The sequence below is a fragment of the Nocardia spongicola genome, assembly GCF_047200775.1.
GTDB lineage: Bacteria > Actinomycetota > Actinomycetes > Mycobacteriales > Mycobacteriaceae > Nocardia.
Genome location: NZ_JBJZOO010000006.1, coordinates 189,686 through 211,756, shown reverse-complemented (window position 1 = coordinate 211,756; position 22,071 = coordinate 189,686). Strand labels below are relative to the sequence as shown.

Sequence of the window (22,071 nt, the reverse complement as noted above, 5' to 3'; positions counted from 1 at the left end):
GGGCATGGCACGAACAAGGTCGGGGGACGGGGACGGTACGGATTACACGGACCACATTGTCATCGCAGGTATGGCGGTCGAAGCGCCGGGTGGCGTCGACAATCTGGATGATTTCTGGTCGGCTCTGGCCGAATCCAGGGAATTGATCGGACCTTTCCCGCGCGATCGCGAATGGCCATTGCGGGAGTTGTTCGCGCTCGAACGCACCGAAGGCTGGGGACCGGTCCCGGATTCGGGTGGATTCCTTTCCGGAGCAACAGAATTCGATCCCCAATTCTTCGGCATCACGCCACGCGAGGCGATCGCGATGGACCCGCAACAGCGGGTCGCGATGCGAGTGGCCTGGCGGGCACTGGAACACGCCGGGATGAATCCGGGTGCGCTGGACGGCGCCGAGGCGGGCTGTTTCATGGGTGTGTCGTTCAGCGAATACGGGCCGCGCGCGGGTGCGGTCACCGAGCACAGTGGCTATCGCGCGGTCGGCACCGCGCTCGGCGCGGTCGCCGGACGGATCTCGCACGGTCTCGGTCTGGTGGGGCCATCGGTCGCGGTGGACACGGCCTGTGCGTCGTCGCTGACCGCCCTCCATCAGGCCGCGGCCGCGATCCGTTCCGGTGAATGTGACTGGGCGCTGGCAGGCGGGGTGTGCGTTATGGGCTCGCCCGCCGCGTTCTACGAGTTCGCCAAGAATCACGCACTGGCCGCCGACGGTCATTTGCGTGCCTATTCGGCGCGCACCACCGGCACGCTATGGGGTGAGGGCGCGGGGGTGGTGGTCCTGGAACGCGAATCGCGCGCCAGGGCGCACGGTCACCGGATCTATGCTCGCCTGCTCGCCTCCAGGATCAACCACAACGGCAAGGGCGCGCCCATCGCGGTGCCCGATGCGTGGGCACAGGAAACGCTGGTGCGCAAGACGATCGATGCCGCGGAGCTCGATCCCGCACTGGTCGGGCTGATCGAGGGACACGGCACCGGCACCCCGGTGGGTGATCCGCTGGAACTGAACGCACTGTGCGCTACCTACGGTCCCGACCTCGAGCACCGGCCGCGGCTGGGTTCGGTGAAGACCAATGTGGGGCACGCGCAGGCGGCCGCAGGCATGCTCGGCCTGATCAAGGTGCTGCTGTGCGGTGCCAATGGGCAGATCGCGCCGAGCCTGCACGCGGATGATCCTTCCCCCGCGGTGGATTGGGAGTCGACCGGCTTGCGGTTGGCCACCGAACTGGAGCCGTGGGAGCCATACGACGGTATCCGCTACGCCGCCGTCTCCTCGTTCGGCGTCGCGGGTACCAACGCACACGCCATCCTGGCTATGCCGGTTCTGGAGGATGAGAACACCGATGCCTGATTACCGTCTACCGGACGGCACCGTGCCGGTGCTGCTGTCCTCCGAGACCACCAACGGGGTGCGCGCCGAAGCCGCCGCCGTCCTCGCCTATCTACAGCGCCATCAACGAGTGTTGCCGGACGCGGTGGCCGATATGCTCTTTCGCACCAGGGTCGCGCGCAGACACCGGGCCTTGGTGATGGCCGAGGGGCGTACCGAACTGCTCGACGCGTTACAGGCGATTGTCGCGGGCACAGCGCATCCCGCGGTGGTCGGTACGGCCGATGCCGCCACACCGAGGCGTGCCGGATTCGTCTTTCCCGGCCAGGGCAGCCAACGTCCAGGTATGGGCGCGCTGTACTACGCGGCGTCCCCGGCATATCGCGCCGAGGTCGACGCCTGCGTCGAGATCCACCAGCAGCGCTACGGGCACCGCGCGCCGCTGCATTATCTGCTCGGTACCGAGGGCGAGTACGAGGACCGGGTCTGGGAGATCCAGCCCGCGTTGATGTTCCATATGGTCGGCTTGGCCGCCATGTGGCAGGACTACGGCGTCGATCCGGTCGTGACCGTCGGGCACAGCCAAGGCGAATTGGCGGCGTGCGCGGTATCAGGGGTGATGCCCCGGCGCGATGCCGTGCTCGCGGTGACCCACCGGTCCCGGATAGTCGACGATGTGGTGCCTCGGGGCGAGTACGCGATGGCCGTGCTCGGTATGGATCGTGAGGAATGCGAAGAGTTACTGGCCCGGCATTCCGGCTGGGCCGAGCTCTCGGTGGTGAACGCCCCGCATATCCTGGCCATCTCCGGAGAGCGGGAGACGGTCGCCGATATGGTGGCTACCGCTACCGGACGCGGCGTATTCGCCAAGGAGATCAAGGTCGCCTATCCGGCGCACACGTCCTATCTGATCGGTATCCGCGAGGAAATGGAATCGGTGCTCGGCGACGAGATGAGCTCTCCGACCTTCGCCCCCACCGAGATCACGTGCTACGGCGGCACACTCGGCGGGCCGATCACTCCCGATATCACCCACCGGCATTACTGGTATTGGAATCTGCGTAACCGGGTTCGCTTCGATCGAGCCGTTCGCGCTGCCGCAGCGCAGGTCGACACCTTCATCGAGATCGCGGAGCATCCCACCCTGCAGCTCGCATTACAGGAGAATCTGGCCTCGGTACCGGAGCGCACGGGTGCTGCGCGCGATTTCCAGGTGCTGGGTACCTCGCGGCGTACCGCGGTGGGGCTGGAAGACTTCACCAGGAATCTGGCCACTGTCGCGGTACGTGACCTGAACTACTCCTGGGACAGTCTGCGCGTCCCGGATTCGCCGACGCGCTTGCCACTGCGGAACTTCCCGCACACCCAGATGAACCCCACCCGGCTGTGGGCTGCCTACCGGTCCGCCGAGGACCTGGCCGAACCGGCCGAGGCGGCGCCTGCCCGCCTGGTGGAGACCTGGGCCAGGCTGTCCCGGCGCACGCTGGTGCCGCCGCGCACCGTCTCACTCGTCGATCGTGACGACCGGTGCGCCGAGCTGACCGCGGCGTTGCGGGAGCGTGCCGGGCGACATGGCGCGACGGTGTCGATGTTCGATGGTTCACCCGACGCACAGGCCGATACGGTGGTGGTGTTGCTGCCACCGAGCGACGCCGAGGACGAAGCCGCCGCGGTCGCCGAGTTCACCGATTTCGTCACCGCCGCGGACTGGTTGCCCGCGCTCGGCCCTCGGGTCACCGAATGCTGGTTGGTCACCGTCGGCGCGGAGACCGTGCTGGACAGCGACGTTCCCGCGCTCGCGGGAGCAGCGGCAGGCGCGGCTTTCCGCTGTATCGCCCTCGAACACATCGGAGTGACCTTCCGGCGGATGGATCTGCCCGCGGACTATCGGGAACTGGAGCCGAAGCTGCCCGCCGACCGGATCCTGGAGGCGCTGCATCTGGCAGGCGAACCGGAACTCGCGTTGCGTGCGGGTACCTTGCACGCCAAGCGGTTGGCCGTGGCCGAGCCAGCGGCAACGGCCGCGCCGCCGGATCTGAGCGAGGTCCTGATTCTCGGCGGCACCGGGCATGTCGGTCTGGAATTCTGCGCCGAGGTCGTCCGGGCAGGCGCGGCGCGCGTCACCCTGGTGAATCGCAGTGGCGAGAGCGCGGCGCTCACCGAGCGGTTGCGCGGTATCCGCGCGCTCGGCGATACCGAGATCACCGTGCTGGCCTGCGATATCAGTGATCCCGCCGCCATCGAGGGCCTAGCAGCCCGCTATGCGGACCGTCCGGTCGGCCTGCTGGTGCACGCCGCGGTCGAGTATGTGTATTCGACCGCGGAGCAGGCCGATACCACGGCCGCCGCACAGGCCGCGGCGGCCAAAGTGCTCGGGTTCGGCGCGGTATCGCGCGCACTGTCGATGACTCCCACGGCCACCGTAGTGCTGTGCTCCTCCTTCGCCGCTACTCTCGGCGGCTGGGGGCAGGCCCTGTACGCGGGCACCAATCGGATGCTGGATGCCATGGCCTGGCAGTTGCGTGCCGATGGGCACGGCTGCACCTCGGTGCAATGGGGGCTGTGGGCACTACCGGAGGCTGCGGATGCCGCTGTCGAGGCCAGGATCTCCGGCGCCGGGTTGTTGCCGATGGACGCTGCCGCCGCGGTGGCAGCAGGCCTGGCCGATACCACCGGCAACAGCATCGTGCTTTCCGCTGAGTGGTCGCGGCTGCGCGCTATCACCGAAACTATCGGGCTGGCACCTGTTTTCGCGCCCGCGCTGGACACGTTGCGCGAACCGGAGCCTGCTGAGACAGCGGCACCAGCGGTCGCACCGCCCACAGCGCCCGCGACGACCAGCACCGAGCCGGGTACGGCAGTCACCACCGCCGCTGCCCCGCCTGTCACTTCGGCCACTCCGCCCGATTCGGCTGCGGGCTTCGCCGAAAGCGTCCGCCGGGAATTGCGCCGCGTCATGCTCGTCGACAGCACCGCGGCCATCGACGGCTCCGTTCCGCTGATCTCCCTTGGGATGGATTCGTTGCAGGCGCTGGATCTGCGCACGCGGCTCAAGGCCGAACTGAATCGCGACCTTCCGGTCGCCGCCATTCTCGGCGGCGCCTCACTGGACGAGGTCGTATCGCTGATGTCCGAGACCACACGCTGAGGAGCCGCGCTATGCCGGAGACCACGCACGCGCCCGAGCGTAAGACGGCGCCCCCGCAGATCGAGGACGTGCTCGCGCTGAGCCCGTTACAGGAGGGGCTGTTCTCGCTCGCCACGCTGGCCGGAGACGACGATCTCTACACCATGCAGTTCGTGGTCGAGGTCAACGGTCCGGTCGACACCGCCCTGCTGCGCCGCAGTATCGAGGCCATTCTGCAGCGGCACGCCAACCTGCGGGCCGCGTTCTGGGATCGCGATGTACCCAAGCCCGTGCAGATCGTGCCGAGCTCTGTCGAGCTGCCCTGGTTCGAAAGAAACGCCGACGAGCGGGAATTCGAGGCCATTGTGGCCGAGCAGGCGCGGCGCGGATTCGATCTGGCGCGTGGCCCCGCACTGCGCGTCGCACTGATCACTCTGCCGGACAACTCACGCCGGATGATCGTGACCGCCCACCACATCCTGATGGACGGCTGGTCGCTCGGTGTGTTCTTCCGTGAGCTTTTCGCGGTGTACGAGGCGGGCGGTTCGGCCGCCGCGCTGCCCGCACCAAGGCCCTACCGCGATTACATCGGCTGGCTGGCCGCGCGCGATACCGACGCGACCTTGCGCACCTGGACCGATTATCTCGCCGATGTCGACCCGCTGCTGCTGGCAGACCGCGCCGACGCCGCGGTGAACACAGTGGTACCGACCATCCGCAAAGGGATGCTCGATGCCACCGACACCGCGCGGCTACAGCGCTGGGCCCGTGCGCACGGGCTGACCATGAACACGGTGGTCCAGTTCGCCTGGGCACTCGTGCTCGGCCGCCTGACCGATCGTCGCGATATCGTCTTCGGCACCACCATCTCCGGCAGGCCCGATGAGCTGGCCGGGGTGGAGACCATGATCGGGCTGTTCATCAATACCATCCCGGTGCGGATCCGATTGGACGATCCGGCCGTCGCGGGCAGTGTGGCGAGTGCGTGCGCCCAGTTGCAGCGCACCTCGGCGGTGTTGCGCGATAACGGATATCTGAGCCTGTCGGCGATTCAGCGTGCCGCTGGGCGGGGCGCGCTGTTCGACACGTTGTTCGTCTACGAGAATGCCCCGGTCGCCGATGTGCTGCAGGCCATAACCACCGCCGACGGCACCACCTTCCGCCCGACCGCGTCGGAGAGCCTGACCCACTACCCGCTGGCCGTGGTGTCGTTCCTGCTCGACGGTGAGCTGGCCGTGGTGGTCGAAGCCGTCGACGCGGTACTCGGCGAGCTGTCGCCTGCCGATCTCGGTGACCGGCTGCTCGGTGTGCTGCGTCAGTTGCCGGATATCGGCGATGCGAACCAGGACGCCCTCGACGTGCTGCTGCCGGGAGAACGTCCGCAGCCGCCTGCCGCTCCCGCGGCGGATGTGCTCGGGGCGACGGTGCCGGAACTGTTCGCTCGCCAGGTGGCGGCTACGCCGGAGGCGCTCGCGCTGAGCACCGAGCACGAGCGCTACACCTATCGTGCGCTGTCGGATGCTGCGTTGCTGGTGGCAGGCGGCCTCGCCGCGCGCGGTATCGGACCGGAAGACGTTGTGGCCCTGGCCATGCCACGGTCCGCGCACTCGGTGGTTGCGATCCTCGGTGTGCTGGCCGCTGGCGCCGCCTATGTGCCGATCGACCTCACCCTGCCCGCCACGCGCATCGCATCCATCGTGCGCCAGGCGGATCCGCGTCTGATCGTGGCGGACGCCGCCGCGGCGCCGGTACTCGCCGAGCTCGGTGAGCTCGCCGCGCTGCCGCCGGTGGTGGATTTCGATACCGTCGCCACCGATTCCGCCGCGCCTCCCGCCGCGCGGGCCCGGCATCCGGAGCAGTGCGCATACCTGATCTTCACCTCCGGCTCGACCGGAGAACCCAAGGGTGTCATGGGTACTCATGCCGCGCTGGCCAGTTATTTCGCCGACCATCGTGACCGGGTGTACCGGCCTGCGGTGGCGCGGCTCGGCAGGCCGCTGCGGATCGCACATGCCTGGTCGCTGAGCTTCGACGCGTCCTGGCAGCCGATGGTGGGTCTGCTCGACGGCCAGGCGATCCACCTGTTCGACGTCGAGGAAATGCGCGACGCGCAGCGGCTGGTCGCGGGGATCGCCAGGCACGGTATCGACATGATCGACACCACACCCTCGATGTTCGCCCAGCTGGCTGCCGCCGGTCTGGTCGATGAGCACGGCACTGCGCTCACCGTGCTCGCGCTCGGTGGTGAGGCCATCGGAGTGCCGCTGTGGAAGCAGCTGTGCGCCTTACCGGATACCGCCGTGCACAACTGCTACGGGCCGACCGAAACCACTGTCGAGGCGGTGGTCGCGGCGGTGGCCGACCCAGAGGCCACGCCTGCTATCGGGACACCGACGACCGGGATGACCGGATATGTGCTCGATTCCCGGCTGCGGCCGGTGCCGAATGGGGTCATCGGCGAGCTGTACTTGGCGGGCACTCAGCTGGCAAGGGGCTATGTGGATAAGCCAGGTGGCACCGCGAGCCGCTTCGTCGCCGACCCGTTCCGCGCCGGGCTGCGGATGTACCGCACCGGAGACGTGGTGCGGCGCCTGTCGTCCGGTGCTCTGGCCTACTTGGGCCGTGCCGATGATCAGGTGAAGATTCGCGGCTACCGCATCGAGATCGGAGAGATCGAGACGGCACTGCACGCACTGCCAGGGGTGCGGGAGGCCGCGGTGATCGTGCTGCGCAGGCCCAGTGGCCCGGTGCTGGTCGGATTCGCGGTCGGCGCCCGGCTCGACCCGGTCCGGTTGCGCACGGCGCTGGCGGATCGGCTACCCGGGTATATGGTCCCGCATCGCCTCCTCGTGGTCGACGCACTGCCCGTTACCGGTAACGGCAAACTCGACACCAGGCAGCTCGACGTGCTGGCCACCGCGGTGCTGGACAGCACGGCACAGACCAGCGAACCGAGCACCGACACCGAACGCACGGTCTGCGCGACGATCGCCGAGCTCACCGGCGGCACCGCCCCCGGTATCGATGCCGAGCCGGTCGAGCTGGGCTTGGACAGCATCGTGGCTATTTCGCTGGTCAACGCATTGCGGCGGAAGGGGATCACGACCAACCCGCGGGCGGTGCTCGGCGCCGCCTCGGTCAGGGAGCTGGCCGAGATGATCGATGCGGGCACAGGTGCTGATCCAGCGGCCGCCGCGGCGGAGCCGGGTTCGGTCGGGCAGGTTCCGATCCTGTCCTGGATGCACGAGTACGGCGGCTATCGCAGGCTCGCGCTCACCACCCTGCTGGAACTGCCCGTGGATGTGGACCGCCCACACTTGGAAGCGGTGCTGCAGGCGCTGCTGGACGGCCACCCCATGCTGCGCGCCCGGTTCGTCGAGACCGCATCGGGATACGACGTCCGCACCAGTGCCCCTGGTGCAGTCCGTGCCGCGGATATCCTGACCCAGGTCGAGACCGGCACCGCGGACGGCGAATTCGCCACCGCACTCGGCACGCACGCCTTGGCGGTGGCCGAGGAGATCGATCCGCTCGCAGGCGATCTGGTGCGGGCGGTGTGGTTCGCTCGCTACGATGCCGCCGACCTGCTGCTACTGCATATCCACCATCTCGCGGTCGACCCGGTCTCCTGGCACATCATCTGCGCCGATCTCGCGGCGGCATGGGACCAGGTGCGGACCGGCACACCGGCCGCAGAACTCACGCCGCCGGTCGAATACACCACCTATCGCACCTGGGCCGACCGAACTCGTGCCCGTGCGCAAACGACGGACGTGACGGACCAACGTGACTATTGGCTGCGCCAGACCACCGGGCCGGACCCGGTACTGGCCGCGCGGCGGCCCGATCCGAGCACCGATACCTTGGCGTCCTATCGGGTGCACCCGATGCCGAGTACCCCAGAGGTCACCGCGACGATACTCGACAATCTCACCGGCGCGATCGGAGTACGGGAGTTCTTGCTCGCCGCGCTCACCATGACCCTGGCCACCTGGCGTGGCGAACGCGGACACGATGCGGGCGCGGGCGCGTATCTCGCCATGGAAGGTCACGGCAGAGAGGACGCGGCCCTCGGCGCCGATATCGACACCGCGCAGACCGTCGGCTGGTTCTCCTCGGTGTTTCCCCTCCGCTTCGGTGTCGGTCCAGCTGCTGTCGACCTCGCCGCGGCACAGCGGGATTCGACCGCGGCCATGGCCTTGCTGGCCTCGGTCGCCGAGACATTGGCCGCGGTGCCGAACAACGGCGCCGATTACGGTGCTCTGCGTTATCTCGCCGCGGACACGGAACTCGCCGCGGCACCCGAACCGCAGGTGCTGTTCGACTATCTCGGCCGCCTCGATCTGACCCATGCGCACCAGCCGTGGTCACCGGTCTCCGATATCGAGCTGTTCACGCAGCTGCCCACCGCACCGGAACCCGATTTCCCGCTCCGCTACGCCATGGACATCATCGCGGGGGTCCATGGCACCGCCGAAGGCCCGCAGCTGATCACCCTGCTGCGCTGGAGCGACACCCTTTTCACCGCCGCCGAGGTGGCGCGCCTGACCGAGATCTGGCATGCCGCTGTCGCGGCATTGGCCCGCGCGGTCGCTCCCCTCGCCGCCGTCGGCCCACCCGCGCAGGCCGTGTAGCCCGCACCCCCAGCCCGTCAGCAGATTCGAAGGACAGCCATGGCAGAGGACATTCTCCAGCGTAGAAAGCAATTGCTCCAGCAGCGGTTGCGGGCGAACGACGTGCAGGCGGCCCCGCCCCAGCCGGTGCGCACGCGGGTCAGCGGTGCGCCGAGCCCGCTGTCGGCGGCGCAGCGCCGGATGTGGTTCGTGCAGCGACTCGATCCGGCCGACACCACGCTGAATGTCTGTGTCGCCTACCGGCTGAGTGGTGCGCTGGACGCCGACCGGCTGCGTGCCGCGTTCGCGACCGTGGTCGCGCGGCACGAGATCCTGCGCACCACCTACCAAGTGGATGCCGATGGAGAGCCGTACCAGGTAGCCAGGGATGACGCCGAACCTGCCTGGCAACAGCACGATCTCACCGAGCTGCCGCAAGCGAGCGCGAATATCCGGGTGGAGGTGCTCGCCCGCCGCGAGTTCGCCCGCCCCTTCGATCTGACCACTGAGCTGCCACTGCGCGCGACACTGGTGCGCACCGGCGCGACCGAGCACGTCCTGATCCTGGTGGTGCACCACATCGGCTGGGACGACGATTCGTGGCCGGTGTTCTTCGCCGAACTGGACGCTGCCTACCGCGGTGCCGAACTGCCCGCGCTCGACGCGCAATACGTCGATCTGGAGGTCGGCGCCGATCACCAGGTCGATGCCGCCGACCTGGCCTATTGGCGTGAGGTCCTGACTCCGTTGCCGGAGCGGCTCGAACTGCCGAGCAAGCCCGCTGCGCACAACCGGTCGCAGCACGCGGACCGGTGTGCGCGGCCGCTGGCACCGGAGCTGATGACGCGGCTGACCGAGTTCGGCCGGGCGCATTCGGCCTCGCCGTTCATGGTGCTGCTCGCGGCCTTCGAGGCGTTGGTGCACCGCTACACCGCGGCGACGGATTTCCTGGTCTCGGTTCCCGTGGTCGATCGCCGGGGCGGTACCGAGCGGCTGATCGGCTATTTCGGCAATGCGGTACTGGTCCGCGCGGATTTGGACGGCGTGGGCGATTTCGCCGAGCTGCTCGACCGCACCCGCGATGTTTGCACCGGAGCGTTCGGTCACCAAGGTGTCGGGGTGGACCGGGTGGTGCGCGAGGTGAGCCCCCAACGGGTGGCGGGCCGGGACGCGCTGGCGCAGCTGGTGCAGCTCAGCTTCAGTGTGCGCGGCGATACCGCCGGATTCGCCCTCGACGGTGTCGAGGCCACCCAACTACCGCTCGGCAGCTCGGCAGCGGCCGAGGAGCTCGGTCTGATGGTGGTGCTCGACCGGGCAGGCGCCCGGGTCGAGGCGACGTATCTGGTTGATGCGCTGGATCGGCACTTGGTCGAGCAGTTCCTCGACCACTATCTGCAGTTGCTCGACAGTGCGTTGCGCGCTCCGCGGCTGCGTCTGCGCGAGATCGACATTCTCGGTGACACCGACCGGGCGCGGGTACTGGCCACCGCGCACGGCCCGTTGGTCGCTACCCCGGCGACCACTGTGGTCGCGCTGCTGCAGCAGCGGGTCGCGGCGGCACCGGGGCATATCGCGGTGGTCTCCGATGACCTGGAGCTGACCTTCGACCAGTTGAACCGGCGGGCGAACCGGCTGGCGCACTGGCTGATCGGTCGTGGCGCTGGTCCGGAGCGCATTGTCGCACTCCGGATGGCGACCTCCGTCGAGTTCATCATCGCCGCGGTGGCGGTGCTGAAGGCCGGCGCGGCGTACTTGCCGATCGACCCCGCGTACCCGGCCGATCGGATCGAGTACCTGCTGGCGGATGCCCGGCCTGAACTCGTCCTAGAGGCCACGGCTCTGGCCGCCGCCGAAGCCGAGGCCGCCACAGGGCCGGAGACCGATCCGGTCGATACCGACCGCATCGCACCACTGCGTCCGTCGAATACGGCCTACGTCATCTACACCTCGGGCTCTACCGGCAAGCCCAAGGGGGTCCCCGTCCCGCATGAGGCCATCGCCGAACATCTGACCAGTTTCACCGCGGAATGGGATCTCACCCCCGCCGACCGGGTACTGCAGTCCACCTCGGTGAGCTTCGACGCCTCGTTGATGGATATCTTCGTGACGTTGACGGCGGGTGCGCGGGTGGTGGTGCCGAAGCCGAACGCCTACCGGGACATTCCGTATGTCGCGGATCTGGTCACCCGCCACGGTATTTCGGTGCTGCATATGGTGCCGTCTATGCTGGCCACCTTCCTGGTGCTGCCCGAGGTCACCGAGTGGCGCACCCTGCGGCATGTCCCGGTCGGTGGTGAGGCGCTGCCCGGTGAGGTCGCCGACCGGTTCGGAACCCAGTTCGACGCCGAGCTGCGCAACCATTACGGGCCGACCGAAGCCGTGGTGTGTTCGACACATCAGCTGGTTGAGGGGCCGCAGGGGACCGGCATCGTGCCGATCGGCGTTCCGAACCAGAACGTATACCTCTATCTGCTGGACGAGGCATTGCAGCTGGTGCCGACCGGTGTGGTTGGGGAGATCTATCTCGGTGGCAGGCAGCTGGCCCGCGGCTACCTGAACCGTCCCGGGCTGACCGCCGAACGTTTCCTCGCCGACCCGTTCCTGCCCGGCGAGCGTCTCTACCGCACCGGCGATCTGGCGCGGCGCAATGCCGCGGGCGAGATCGAGTTCATCGGCAGGGCCGATGAACAGGTCAAGGTGCGCGGGCATCGGATCGAGCTCGGCGAGGTGGAGACCGCCCACACCGATCATCCCGCTATCGCCCACTGCGTGGTGATCGTGACCGAACACGAATCGCTCGGCCCGATCCTGGCCGCGTACGTGGTGCCGGAGCCGGGTGTCGAACTCGATCTCGACCAGGTGCGTGCGTTCGTCGGCGCGACCCTGCCCGAACATATGGTGCCCGCGGCCGTCACGGTGATCGATGCGGTGCCGCTGACCGCGCACGGCAAACTCGACAAACGTGCGCTGCCCGCGCCGGAACTCGCGGTGGCCCGTGAGTACCGCGCGCCACGGACCCCGACCGAGATCCGCGTCGCCGCCCTGTACGCGACCCTGTTCGCGCGTGAGCAGATCGGCGCCGACGACTCGTTCTTCGAGCTCGGTGGGCATTCCTTGCTCGCGGCCCGGCTGATCACCATGATTCGCGCCGAGTTCGGCGTCGAGCTGGATATGCGGGTGCCCTTCGACAAACCCACTGTGGCCGGGCTGGCCGCTCATCTGGTCTCGGCCTTCCTCGACGAGTTCGGTATCGACCTCGATGAGCTCGGCGAGGATGCCGCCGAGTCAGGTGCGATCGAGGATGCTCCTGAGTCGGACGGCGCCGAACCAGGTGTTGCCGAGGGGGCCGCGGGTCGTTCGGTTACCTCGAGCGCCGCACCGCGTGCCTCGACACGACCGGAGCTGGTGCGCCGGTCGCGGCCCGAGTACCTCCCGCTGTCCTATTCGCAGCGCGCTTACTGGTTGCAGCGACGGATGGAGGGCGCGATCGACGGGGAGAACGTCACCTACCCGATCCGATTCGACGGTCCGCTCGATCGAGCGGCCCTGTTCGCCGCGATCGATGACGTGGTGGCCCGGCATGAATCGCTGCGAACCACGTTCCCCGAACACGAGTCGACGCCATATCAGCTCATCCACCCCGCCGGGCACATCGAGGTTCCGGTGGTGGAGTTCGCCGAGGGTGAGGGCGAGGCCAGGCTCGAGGCGGAATTGGCGGCCGACGCGGCCTACGTATTCGATCTGCAGGCCGAGCCTTTGCTGCGGTTGCGCCTGTTGGTGCTCGATTCCCGGACACATGTGCTGTCGATTCTGCTGCATCACATCATCGCCGACCGCCGGTCCTGCCAGATCTTCGTCGACGATCTGACCACCGCCTACCGGGTCAGGCTGCGTGGCGCCGCACCGGACTGGCCGGAATTGGCCATCCAGTTCGCGGATTTCGCGATGTGGCAGCGTGAGATCTTCGATCGTGGCCCCGGCCGTGAGGTCAGTGCGTTCGGCCGGGCACAGCTGGACTATTGGCGTACGGCACTGGCCGGGCTGCCGGACGAGATCGCCGTCGGCCACGATCGTCCTCGCCCGCCGGTACTCGGTCGCGATGGTGTCAGCACCGCCAGGATCGTGCCCGCCGCCGTCTGGGAGAGTGCGCGTGCTCGCGCGGAAGCGGTCGGCGCCACCGAGTTCATGCTGTGCCAGGCGGTCAGTGCGGTGGTGCTGAGCGCGCTCGGCGCCGGTGACGATGTGGCGATCGGCGCGGCCGTAGCCAACCGCACCGAGCAGACGACCGATGAGCTGATCGGCCTGTTCGCCAATGTGGTGGTACTACGCAGTGACGTTTCGGGCGATCCGACGCCGCGCACTGTGCTCGACCGGGTGCGGGATTCGGCATTGGACGCGCTCAGCCACCAAGGCGTGCCGTTCGAGCGACTTGTCGAGACCATCAATCCGCCGCGCTCGCTATCGCGTAATCCGCTGTTCCAGGTGATGATGCATATGCGACACCGCGCGACGCCGGTCGCGTTCGATGCCGACGGCGCGACCATGATGCGGGGCATCGCCAAGTTCTACGACGTCTCGTTCATGGATTTCCACTTCGACTACACCGTGGACACCACAGGAGAGTTGATCGCGCGCATCGTGGTCAATCCCGATCTGTACGAGGCCGCGACCGGCGAAATCTTCGCCGATGTACTCGTCAGGGCTTTCGAGGCGTTCGCCGAACAGCCGGATACCGCGCTCGCGGAGCTGGATCTGCTTCCGGCTGAGTGGGATACGGCCAGGACGGTGGTGCACCAGGCCGGTGCGCCTGCTCAGGAGCATCGGCAGGCCGCGCCAGCCCGGGCCGAGGGCGGCGAGAGCGGAGCCCCGAGGACCGATACCGAGCGCACCCTGATCGCTCTGCTCGAGGAGCTGCTCGAGCTCACTGATGTCGGTCGTGAGGACGGCTTCTTCGGCCTCGGCGGTGACAGCGTCATCGCGATCCAGTGGGCGGCTCGTGCCGGCGAGGCGGGATTGCCGCTGACCCCGCAGCTGGTGTTCGAGCACTTCACCATCGCCGAACTCGCTACGGCGGTCGACGAACTCCGCGCGGGCTCATCGACCGGCGACGGGCAGGAGACCTCCGCCGCGGCGGACCAGCGCCATGCGCCCATGTCGGTCTCGGGCTTGGGTGAGGATGCGCTGGCCGCACTACAGAATTCCTGGGCGGCGCAGCACTAGCAGGGTCTCGGTAGTGGTTCGCCCGGCGCGCAGTGGGTATCTAGTAGGTTAGGCAAACCTAACTAGTTGCGCTAGGCTGCTGCCGAGTAATCGCGCCGGATGCGGCAACAGGCACAGAAGAGCCGACAGGCACAGATGAGCGAGGAGTGGCAGCGGAATGGAGTCGGCACCACAGCGGGACGGCACGGCGAGGATCGGCAAGGAGGAGATCAGGGCGGCGATAGCCGGACAGCTCGGTGTGGCCGAGGGCGATATCGCCGAACACGCCGATCTCATTCAGCTGGGGCTGGATTCGATCCGGACGATGAAGCTGGCCGGGCAATGGCGTAAGCGCGGTGCCGATATCAACTTCGCCCAGCTCGCGGCCACACCGACCCTGGCAGCCTGGCACAGCCTGCTCGGCAGGAACGCGGCGAGCGCAGGCGATGAGGCGAGCGCGGCGAGTGCCGATGTCGATCCGGTGGCAACCGCTGCGCTCGCCGATGCCGAGCAAGAACCCTTCCCGCTGGCCACCATGCAGCACGCCTACTGGATCGGCCGCTCGGACGAGCAGGAGCTCGGCGGTATCGCCGCTCATCTGTACGTCGAATTCGACGGTGGCCGTATCGATCCGGCGCGGTTGGAGCGGGCAGTGGCCGATCTGGTCGCGGCACATCCGATGCTGCGCACCAGGTTTCTGCCGGACGGAACCCAGCAGACCATGCCCGCACCGGGGCGACCGGTCTTCAGCGTGGTCGACCTGCGCGGACAGGCGCCGGAGGCGGTCGAGGCCGCCTTGGCCGAATTGCGGGAACACAAGACCCATCAGGTTCTGGCCATCGAAGACGGCCAGGTCATCGATATCACCCTGACCCTGCGTGATGAGAACAGCACCCGGCTGCACCTGGATGTGGACATGCTCGCTGGCGACGCCATGAGCTACCGAGTGCTGGTTTCCGAACTGGCCGAGCTGTACCACGGCGCGACCCTGCCCGCCCCCGGCTACAGCTACCGGCGCTACCGCACCGAACACCGAGCCGATAGCGCCGTCCGCGAGCGGGACCGGCAGTGGTGGCAACAGCGGCTGCCGGAATTGCCCGGCGCGCCGGAACTACCGACCATTCCGGTCGGGGAGCGCACCGGTGGGCAGCGCACCGTGCGCTACGACCACTGGCTGGAACCACAGGCCAAGCAACAGTTGCTCGCCGCGGCGCACGAGCGCGGTCTCACCCCGGCGATGGCACTGGCGGCGGTGTTCGCCGAGACCATCGGTGGCTGGTCGGCGCAGAGCCGGTTCCTGCTGAATGTGCCGCTGTTCCATCGGGAGCCGGTGCATCCCGATATCGATCGGGTGATCGGCGATTTCACTTCCTCGATCATGCTCGAGGTCGATGTCACCGAGAACATGTCGGTCGCCGACCGGGCCCGTGCGCTGCAGCGCAGTATGCACGACAGCGGTGCGCACAGCTCCTACGCCGGACTCGAGGTGCTGCGGGATCTCGGCAGATATCGCGGTGAGCCGATCTTGGCTCCTGTCGTCTACACCAGTGCGCTGAACCTCGGTGAACTGTTCGCCGATACAGTCACCGAGACCTTCGGCGAGCCGGTGTGGATCATCTCCCAGGGTCCGCAGGTCCTGCTGGACGCGCAGGTCACCGAGGTGCGCGGCGGCCTGCTGCTGAATTGGGACGTGCGCGAATCAGCATTCCCCGATGGCATGGTCGATGCCATGTTCGCCCAGTACACCGCGGCTATCGGGCGGCTGGCCGAGAGTGGGGCGGGTTGGCATGCCGAGGCCGCGGTCCGGCTGCCTTCCGCTCAGGCCGAGGTGCGGGCAGCGGTGAACGCCACCGACGGCCCGGTCAGCGGGCGCTGCCTGCATCAGGGTTTCTTCGAACACGCCGCGGCACATCCCGAAGCACCTGCGGTGCGCTGGGGGCTCGGCGATGAGCAGGGCGGATGGAGCTACGGGGAGCTGGCCGCTCTGGCCCTTGCGGTCGCGGGCGCATTGCACGCCGAAGGGGTGCGGACCGGCGACGCGGTCGCGGTCCAGCTGCCGAAGGGACCGGACCAGATCCTGGCAGTGCTCGGTGTGCTCGCGGCGGGGGCGACCTACGTGCCGATCGGATTCGATCAACCAGTCGGCCGCCGGGCCGAGATCCTGCGCACCGGTGGTATCGGTACGGCCCTGACCGTGGCAGGCGCGGACCTGGGCGCGGAAGTGACGTGCCTGTCCATCGATGCGGCCCGTACCTGTCCCAAGCCGCTGACGGCGCCGGTCCTTCCCGATACCGACGATATCGCCTACGTGATCTTCACGTCCGGTTCGACCGGTGTGCCCAAGGGGGTCGATGTTCCGCACCGCGCCGCGATGAACACCATCGACGCGGTGAACGAATGGTTCGCCGTCGGCGGCGCCGACCGGGTACTGGCCCTGTCGGCCCTGGAATTCGACGCCTCGGTCTACGACATCTTCGGCATGTTCTCGGTGGGTGGTTCACTGGTCGCGCTCGATCCACGGCAACGCGCCGAAGCCACCACCTGGGTGGAACTGCTGCGCACGCATCGGGTATCGATCCTCAACTGTGTGCCGAGCATGCTGGACATGATCCTGGAGATCGGCGGTGACCAGCTGGGCGATTCGCTGCGTGCGGTCACCCTCGGCGGCGACTGGGTCGGCGCCGACCTGGCCCGCAGGCTGGCCGCGCAGGTGCCGGGGTGCCGGTTCGCCGGACTCGGTGGCGCGACCGAGACGGCCATCCACAACACCATCTGCGAGGTGGTCGGCGAGCCACCCGCACACTGGGCGACGGTGCCGTTCGGCGTTCCACTGCGCAATGTCCGGTGCCGCGTGGTCAGTGCCGCGGGCCGGGACTGCCCGGACTGGGTGCCAGGCGAATTCTGGGTCGGCGGCGCGAATGTCGCCGAGGGCTACCGCAACGATCCGGAGCGGACCGCGCAGCGCTTCGTCGAACACGAGGGCATCCGCTGGTATAAGACCGGCGATATGGCCAGGTATTGGCCGGACGGCACTATCGAATTCCTCGGCCGCGCCGACCATCAGGTGCAGATTCGCGGCTACCGGGTTGAGCTCGGCGAGGTGGAGAGCGCGCTGCGCACAGTGGCCGGGGTCCGCCACGCCGTCGCCGCGGTCGTCGGCGCGGGCGCCCCGAAACTGGTCGCCGCCATCGCTGGCGCGGCGAACGAGATCGGCGATATCACCGCCGCGCTCTCGGATCTGCTGCCCAGCTATATGATTCCCACCCGCATCGAATTCCTCGACCAGATGCCGTTGACCGCCAACGGAAAATTGGACCGCCGCGCGGTGGTCGCGTTGCTCGAACCGCAGGCAGCCGAGGCCGAGGACGCCGCCCCTCGCGATGACGTGGAAGCCGCCCTGGCCGATATCGTCGCAGGCGTCCTCGGTATCGCCGAGATCGGCGTACACGACGACTTCTTCGGCCGTGGCGGCGATTCCGTGCTCGCCACCACCGTGATCGCCCGGGTGCGTGAGTGGCTGGAAGTCGACCACGCGCTGGTCGCGGACTTGTTCGCCACCCGAACCATAGCCGGCCTTGCCGAGCGCCTCCGGGATCGGGACGCGCAGCGCGCCGGGGCGGACCGGTTGCCCACGATCGCCCGGCTCTACCTCGAAGTGGCCGCGATGACCGATGCGGAGATCCTGGCCCAGACCTGACGCGAGACAGGCATCACGACAGACGCCGTTGCCCCTGCGCTGATCGATAGCGTGAAGGCAGGCTAACTATCGAAGCCCGAAAGGCTGCCACCCCACCCGGTGACAGCTTTTCGGAGCGTGATCCACTCAGTTCACGAGCCAGGTTCCGATCGGATCCCTACCGCCGACCTCACGGAGTAATACGAGCGCCTCGAATTGGGGCAGTACCGGTGATAGATCCTGAGTGCCGGATTTCTGGCGACTGCTCGGCCGACTCGGCGCAGTGTGGCAGTCTGTGGCTCCGTGGAGCCACCGTAGATGCGCATCCGGGATGAAGGCGAGAATTGGTTTCGGTCCGAACCCGGCGGACAACACCGTGATATGACGAAACCCCGGCGATGTGCCTGGCCAAGTGGCCGGTAGGGATCGTTCCGGGGCTTTCTGCCGATCAGAATAGCGTAGTCTGCTGTGACTGCATCCCAGGGGTGGGCCGCGGCCGATATGCGCGGATGCGTCACAGCCTCCAGCTCAGTGTGCGGCGGGGGAGCCGACGATAATGCTCCCTACACTGCATTCCTCCAGTTCGTCGACACCTGCCGCGGTGGCGAACGCCGCGGTGTCCCCGAAACCCTGCGCACACGCGCCGAGGCCCATAGCGGTTGCCGCCAGGTAGATGGTTTGGGTGAGGACGCCGACCTGTTTGAGGATGGCGGAGTACGCGATCTGCTCGTAGGTCCACATCATCCGGCCCGCGCGCGCCGAGATCACCAGCAGCACTTGCGGTTCGGCGCCGTCGGCGAGTGTGGCCGATGTCGGTTTCACCAGCCGGGTGACGGCCGGTGCGTCCGGCGCGGCGACGAACCGCAATACGTGGTCGAACGAGTCGTAGTGGTACATGCCGGGTGCCAGGCCCGCGACCGAACGCACCACCGGATAGAGCTCGAGTTCATACAGGCTGCCACCCGACGGATAGGGCCGGGAGGTCAGCTCTTCGCCCTCGCCGACCGGCCGGGTACCGCGGGTTCTTGCGGTGCGATACAGCAATTCGGCCAGCTGGTCGAGGGTGATGGGTGCGGTGTCGTCGAAGGCCCTCGTCGATACCCGGTCTTCCAGGACGGCCGTCAAGGTCGGGTCGCCGGTCCGCGTGGCCGCCAGATCCGGGACGGGCAGTGCGATCGCTTCGCCGGGGTAGTTCGGCTTGCGGGCGGGCGGCTGCGGGAATTGGCCCTTCGCCCATTTGGTCGGGCCGAAGTTTTCCCAGGTGATGGTGCGTTCTCCCAGTGTGCTGCGGCGGTGGAACCACAGATCGGGCGCGCTCCAGCTGCGTGTGGTGAATTCCCGGTCCTCGGCATCCGCGTCCGCGACCAGGAAGCCGCACCACTGCAGATCGTCGGCGAACTGGGATTTGACCGCGATCGGCAGGTTGGCATCCGCCGCGCCGACCCCGTCGAGCAGTGCGAGCAGCCTGGGGTCGTGGATGCGCAGATCGCACCAGGCCAGCGGGTGCTCGAGCACGAAGCCGTCCGAGTCGCGATGCAGCACCGCGAATTTCGACAAGGTGGCCGACCAGGGTAGCGGCGTGCTCGGGCGCGGTGCGGGTTGCCCGAACGGCCGGATGGTGTAGAGATCGCGCCCGCCGTCGCGGACGGTGACCGAAAGCCATCCGTCCTCGGCCAGCTGTTCGACCAGCTCACCGACCTCACGGCCGCCGGAAGGGCTCATCAACTGGTCGAGTGTGCACGGTCCCTGGTTCAGCGTCTTCAGCGCCTGCACCTGGGTGGTGCCGAGGCCGGTCAGTTTCTGGTTGTGTGGCGGATTGAGCAATACCGCGCCGGTCGGCACGGTTACGCAGGTGGCGCCGTCGCGCAGGGCGAAACGGGTCTGGTCGGGATAGGTGAGGGCGGACAACCGGAAAACTCCTCGTGCGGTGGTGCTACTTCGCGGCGTTGGCCAGCGCGGGCGAGATCTTGTCCAGCAGGTACGGGATCGAAAGCACCGTGGGCTGGTTGACGGCGGTGATCTCCTGGGTGGTCAGGAAGACGACCGCGTCCTTCTCGACCGCGGGCAGTTGTGCGTAGCCGGGCAGCTGCCGGTAGGACTCGTCCATATCCCCGGAGTAGCCTGCGAGCAGCACATCGGCGGTCAGCTCGTCGAGGCGCTCCGGGGAGAGCGCGGCGCGACCCTGGATAGCGGGCAGATCGAGCAGGTTCTGCGGGATGCCGAGGCCCAGTTGCGCGAACAGTTTGGCCGAGCCGTCGTTCGGGTCGGTCAGCACCATCAACTGGGTCATACTGGCCAGCCAGGTGCTGGCGAATGTTTTGCCCTGCAGCCCCGGATTCGCCGCGGCGATGCTCGCGATCTTATCGTTCACCTCGGCGGTAACCGCTTTTGCCTCATCCTGCTTGTGCAGGATCCGGCCCAAGGTGTCGACCAGGTCCTGCCACGGTGTGATGATCTCCTTGCTCAGCCCGGGCAGGGTAGGGGCGATCTTGGAGAAATCGTCGTAGTTCTTCTGGTCGGCGATGAAGGAATCGGCCAGGATCAGATCGGGTTCCAGTGCGGCGACCTGCTCGGTGAGATTGCCCGTGGTGCTGATCGGCGTGGCGGACGAGTCGATCGTGGGCTGCCAGGGCGGTGTGCCCTTGGATAGTACGGCGACATTGTCGACGTAGGCGGCAGGCATCACGCCGAGCGCGAGGCTGGTGTCGAGCCATTGATTGCCGAGGATGACGATCTTCTCCGGGATCCCGGTGATAGTCGTTTCGCCTCTGGCGTGGCTGATGGTGATCGACTCGCCACTGGATTCCTGCTCGTCGCTCGACGATCCGCAAGCGGCGACGCCGAACACCACGGCACCTGCGAGCAGGGCCACTGCGGCGCGCGTCCAGCCGCGGGCCATCCGGACAGACCTCATCGTTTTACTACTCCTTCGCGAGGAAACCCCTCGATCCAGCTGTTCCCAACCGCGTGCCGGGTTAGTCAGCCAAGGCTAACCTATCTACTTTGTCGTCAGGTAGTGGCCGCGCTGTCCGCGCGTTACCGATCTGCCTCCGTGACCGGAGTCGAATGGTGGCGCGCTCAGTCGGCTGAACCGCCTTTTCGCTACGCTCGCCGAGAAATTCACACCCGGCCGGATATCCACAGGGGGCGGGTGAGGGCGGCGGGGGGAGGGCTGGGACGAAGCAGGCTGGGTATATGCGACCCGGTTTGGTGCAGTTGCGGGATGAACAATTCGGCGTGTTCACCGCGCGACAGGCGTTGTGCGAGTACACCCGCGCCGAGCTGCGCGCTCGGATCGACCGCGGGCAGTGGGTGCGGGTATTTCACGGGGTATATCGCGAGGTGAGCACGCCGCCCGAGCCCGGGCTCCGAGTTGAGGCCGCACGGTTGTCCATAGGGGCGGCGTCCATGGCCGCCGCCTACAACACTGCCGCCGAGCTGCACGGATTCGCGGTCCTCGCGGATCAGCCGACCGATGTGCTCGGTATCCAGTCCGCACGCACCCACCGGCTTGTTGTGCACCGCGATCGAGTCGATCCGGCGGAGTTGGAGCTGGTTCGCGGGACCTCGGTCACGAATGCCGTCCGTACCGCCGCGGACCTCGCTCGCACGCTGCCCCGCATGGACGCGCTGGCCACCGTGGACGCCGCACTACGGAGCGGTGTCTCACGCACCGCCCTCGCCTGCGAAATCGACAAGCACACTCGCAGGCGAGGTCGGCGCCAAGCTGCCGAATTGATCGCGCTGGCCGATGACAGGGCGGAGTCGCCTATGGAGTCGCGCACCAGGCTGCGCTGTATCGACGCCGGCCTGCCGCCGCCAGAACCGCAACTAGAGGTGTGGACCAGAGACGGCCTGCGCCGTATCGATCTCGGATGGCGGCAGTGGCGGATCGGCCTGGAATACGACAGCGCCATATGGCACTCCGGGCACGATGCCGCGCTGCGGGACAATCCGCGCCACAACTGGTTGACCACCGAAGGCTGGACCATCTATTACGCCACCGCCGCCGATGTCTACCATCATCCGCACCATTTCACCGCGCCCATTCGGTACGCGATCGATCGAGCGCAGTGAAATGGTGGCGGCGGAACTCGGCCGAGCCGCCATTCCGCTGCGCTCGATC

8 protein-coding genes are annotated in these 22,071 nt (G+C 67.7%); 6 read left to right on the top strand and 2 right to left on the bottom strand.

Annotation, left to right across the window (positions count from 1 at the left end):
* The first annotated feature begins 4 nt into the window (after positions 1–4).
* The 5 genes from ACL02S_RS14820 to ACL02S_RS14800 all read left to right on the top strand — a co-directional run bounded on the left by ACL02S_RS14820 (position 5) and on the right by ACL02S_RS14800 (position 17,966).
* On the top strand, positions 5–1,351 hold the full coding sequence (locus ACL02S_RS14820; protein ID WP_412802986.1) for a beta-ketoacyl [acyl carrier protein] synthase domain-containing protein: 1,347 nt from the start codon (positions 5–7) through the stop codon (positions 1,349–1,351).
* Positions 1,344–4,478, top strand: a complete 3,135-nt coding sequence (gene nbtC, locus ACL02S_RS14815) for a nocobactin polyketide synthase NbtC (protein WP_412802985.1) — start codon at positions 1,344–1,346, stop codon at positions 4,476–4,478. Before ACL02S_RS14820 ends, nbtC begins: the two co-directional genes overlap by 8 nt.
* Positions 4,479–4,489: 11 nt before the next feature.
* Positions 4,490–9,091 carry a non-ribosomal peptide synthetase gene (locus ACL02S_RS14810; RefSeq protein ID WP_412802984.1) on the top strand — a complete coding sequence of 1,534 codons (4,602 nt, stop codon included), beginning with the start codon at positions 4,490–4,492 and terminating at the stop codon, positions 9,089–9,091.
* 39 nt (positions 9,092–9,130) lie between these two features.
* On the top strand, positions 9,131–14,290 hold the full coding sequence (locus tag ACL02S_RS14805; RefSeq protein ID WP_412802983.1) for a non-ribosomal peptide synthetase: 5,160 nt from the start codon (positions 9,131–9,133) through the stop codon (positions 14,288–14,290).
* A 157-nt stretch (positions 14,291–14,447) separates the two neighbouring features.
* Entirely contained in the window at positions 14,448–17,966 is a 3,519-nt protein-coding gene (locus ACL02S_RS14800) for a non-ribosomal peptide synthetase (protein ID WP_412802982.1), read from the top strand.
* Positions 17,967–18,473: 507 nt separating this feature from the next.
* On the opposite strand, the gene ACL02S_RS14795 is transcribed toward ACL02S_RS14800, so the two are convergent.
* Together ACL02S_RS14795 and ACL02S_RS14790 are read right to left on the bottom strand one after the other, a co-directional pair.
* Entirely contained in the window at positions 18,474–19,853 is a 1,380-nt protein-coding gene (locus ACL02S_RS14795; RefSeq protein WP_412802981.1) for a SagB family peptide dehydrogenase, read from the bottom strand.
* A gap of 25 nt (positions 19,854–19,878) precedes the next feature.
* Entirely contained in the window at positions 19,879–20,859 is a 981-nt protein-coding gene (locus ACL02S_RS14790; protein ID WP_412802980.1) for an ABC transporter substrate-binding protein, read from the bottom strand.
* 281 nt (positions 20,860–21,140) lie between these two features.
* Between ACL02S_RS14790 and ACL02S_RS14785 the strand changes: the two genes are divergently transcribed.
* The gene (locus ACL02S_RS14785) at positions 21,141–22,022 is read left to right on the top strand and encodes a type IV toxin-antitoxin system AbiEi family antitoxin domain-containing protein (RefSeq protein WP_412802979.1); all 882 of its coding nucleotides are present in this window, start codon (positions 21,141–21,143) and stop codon (positions 22,020–22,022) included.
* Positions 22,023–22,071: the final 49 nt, after the last annotated feature.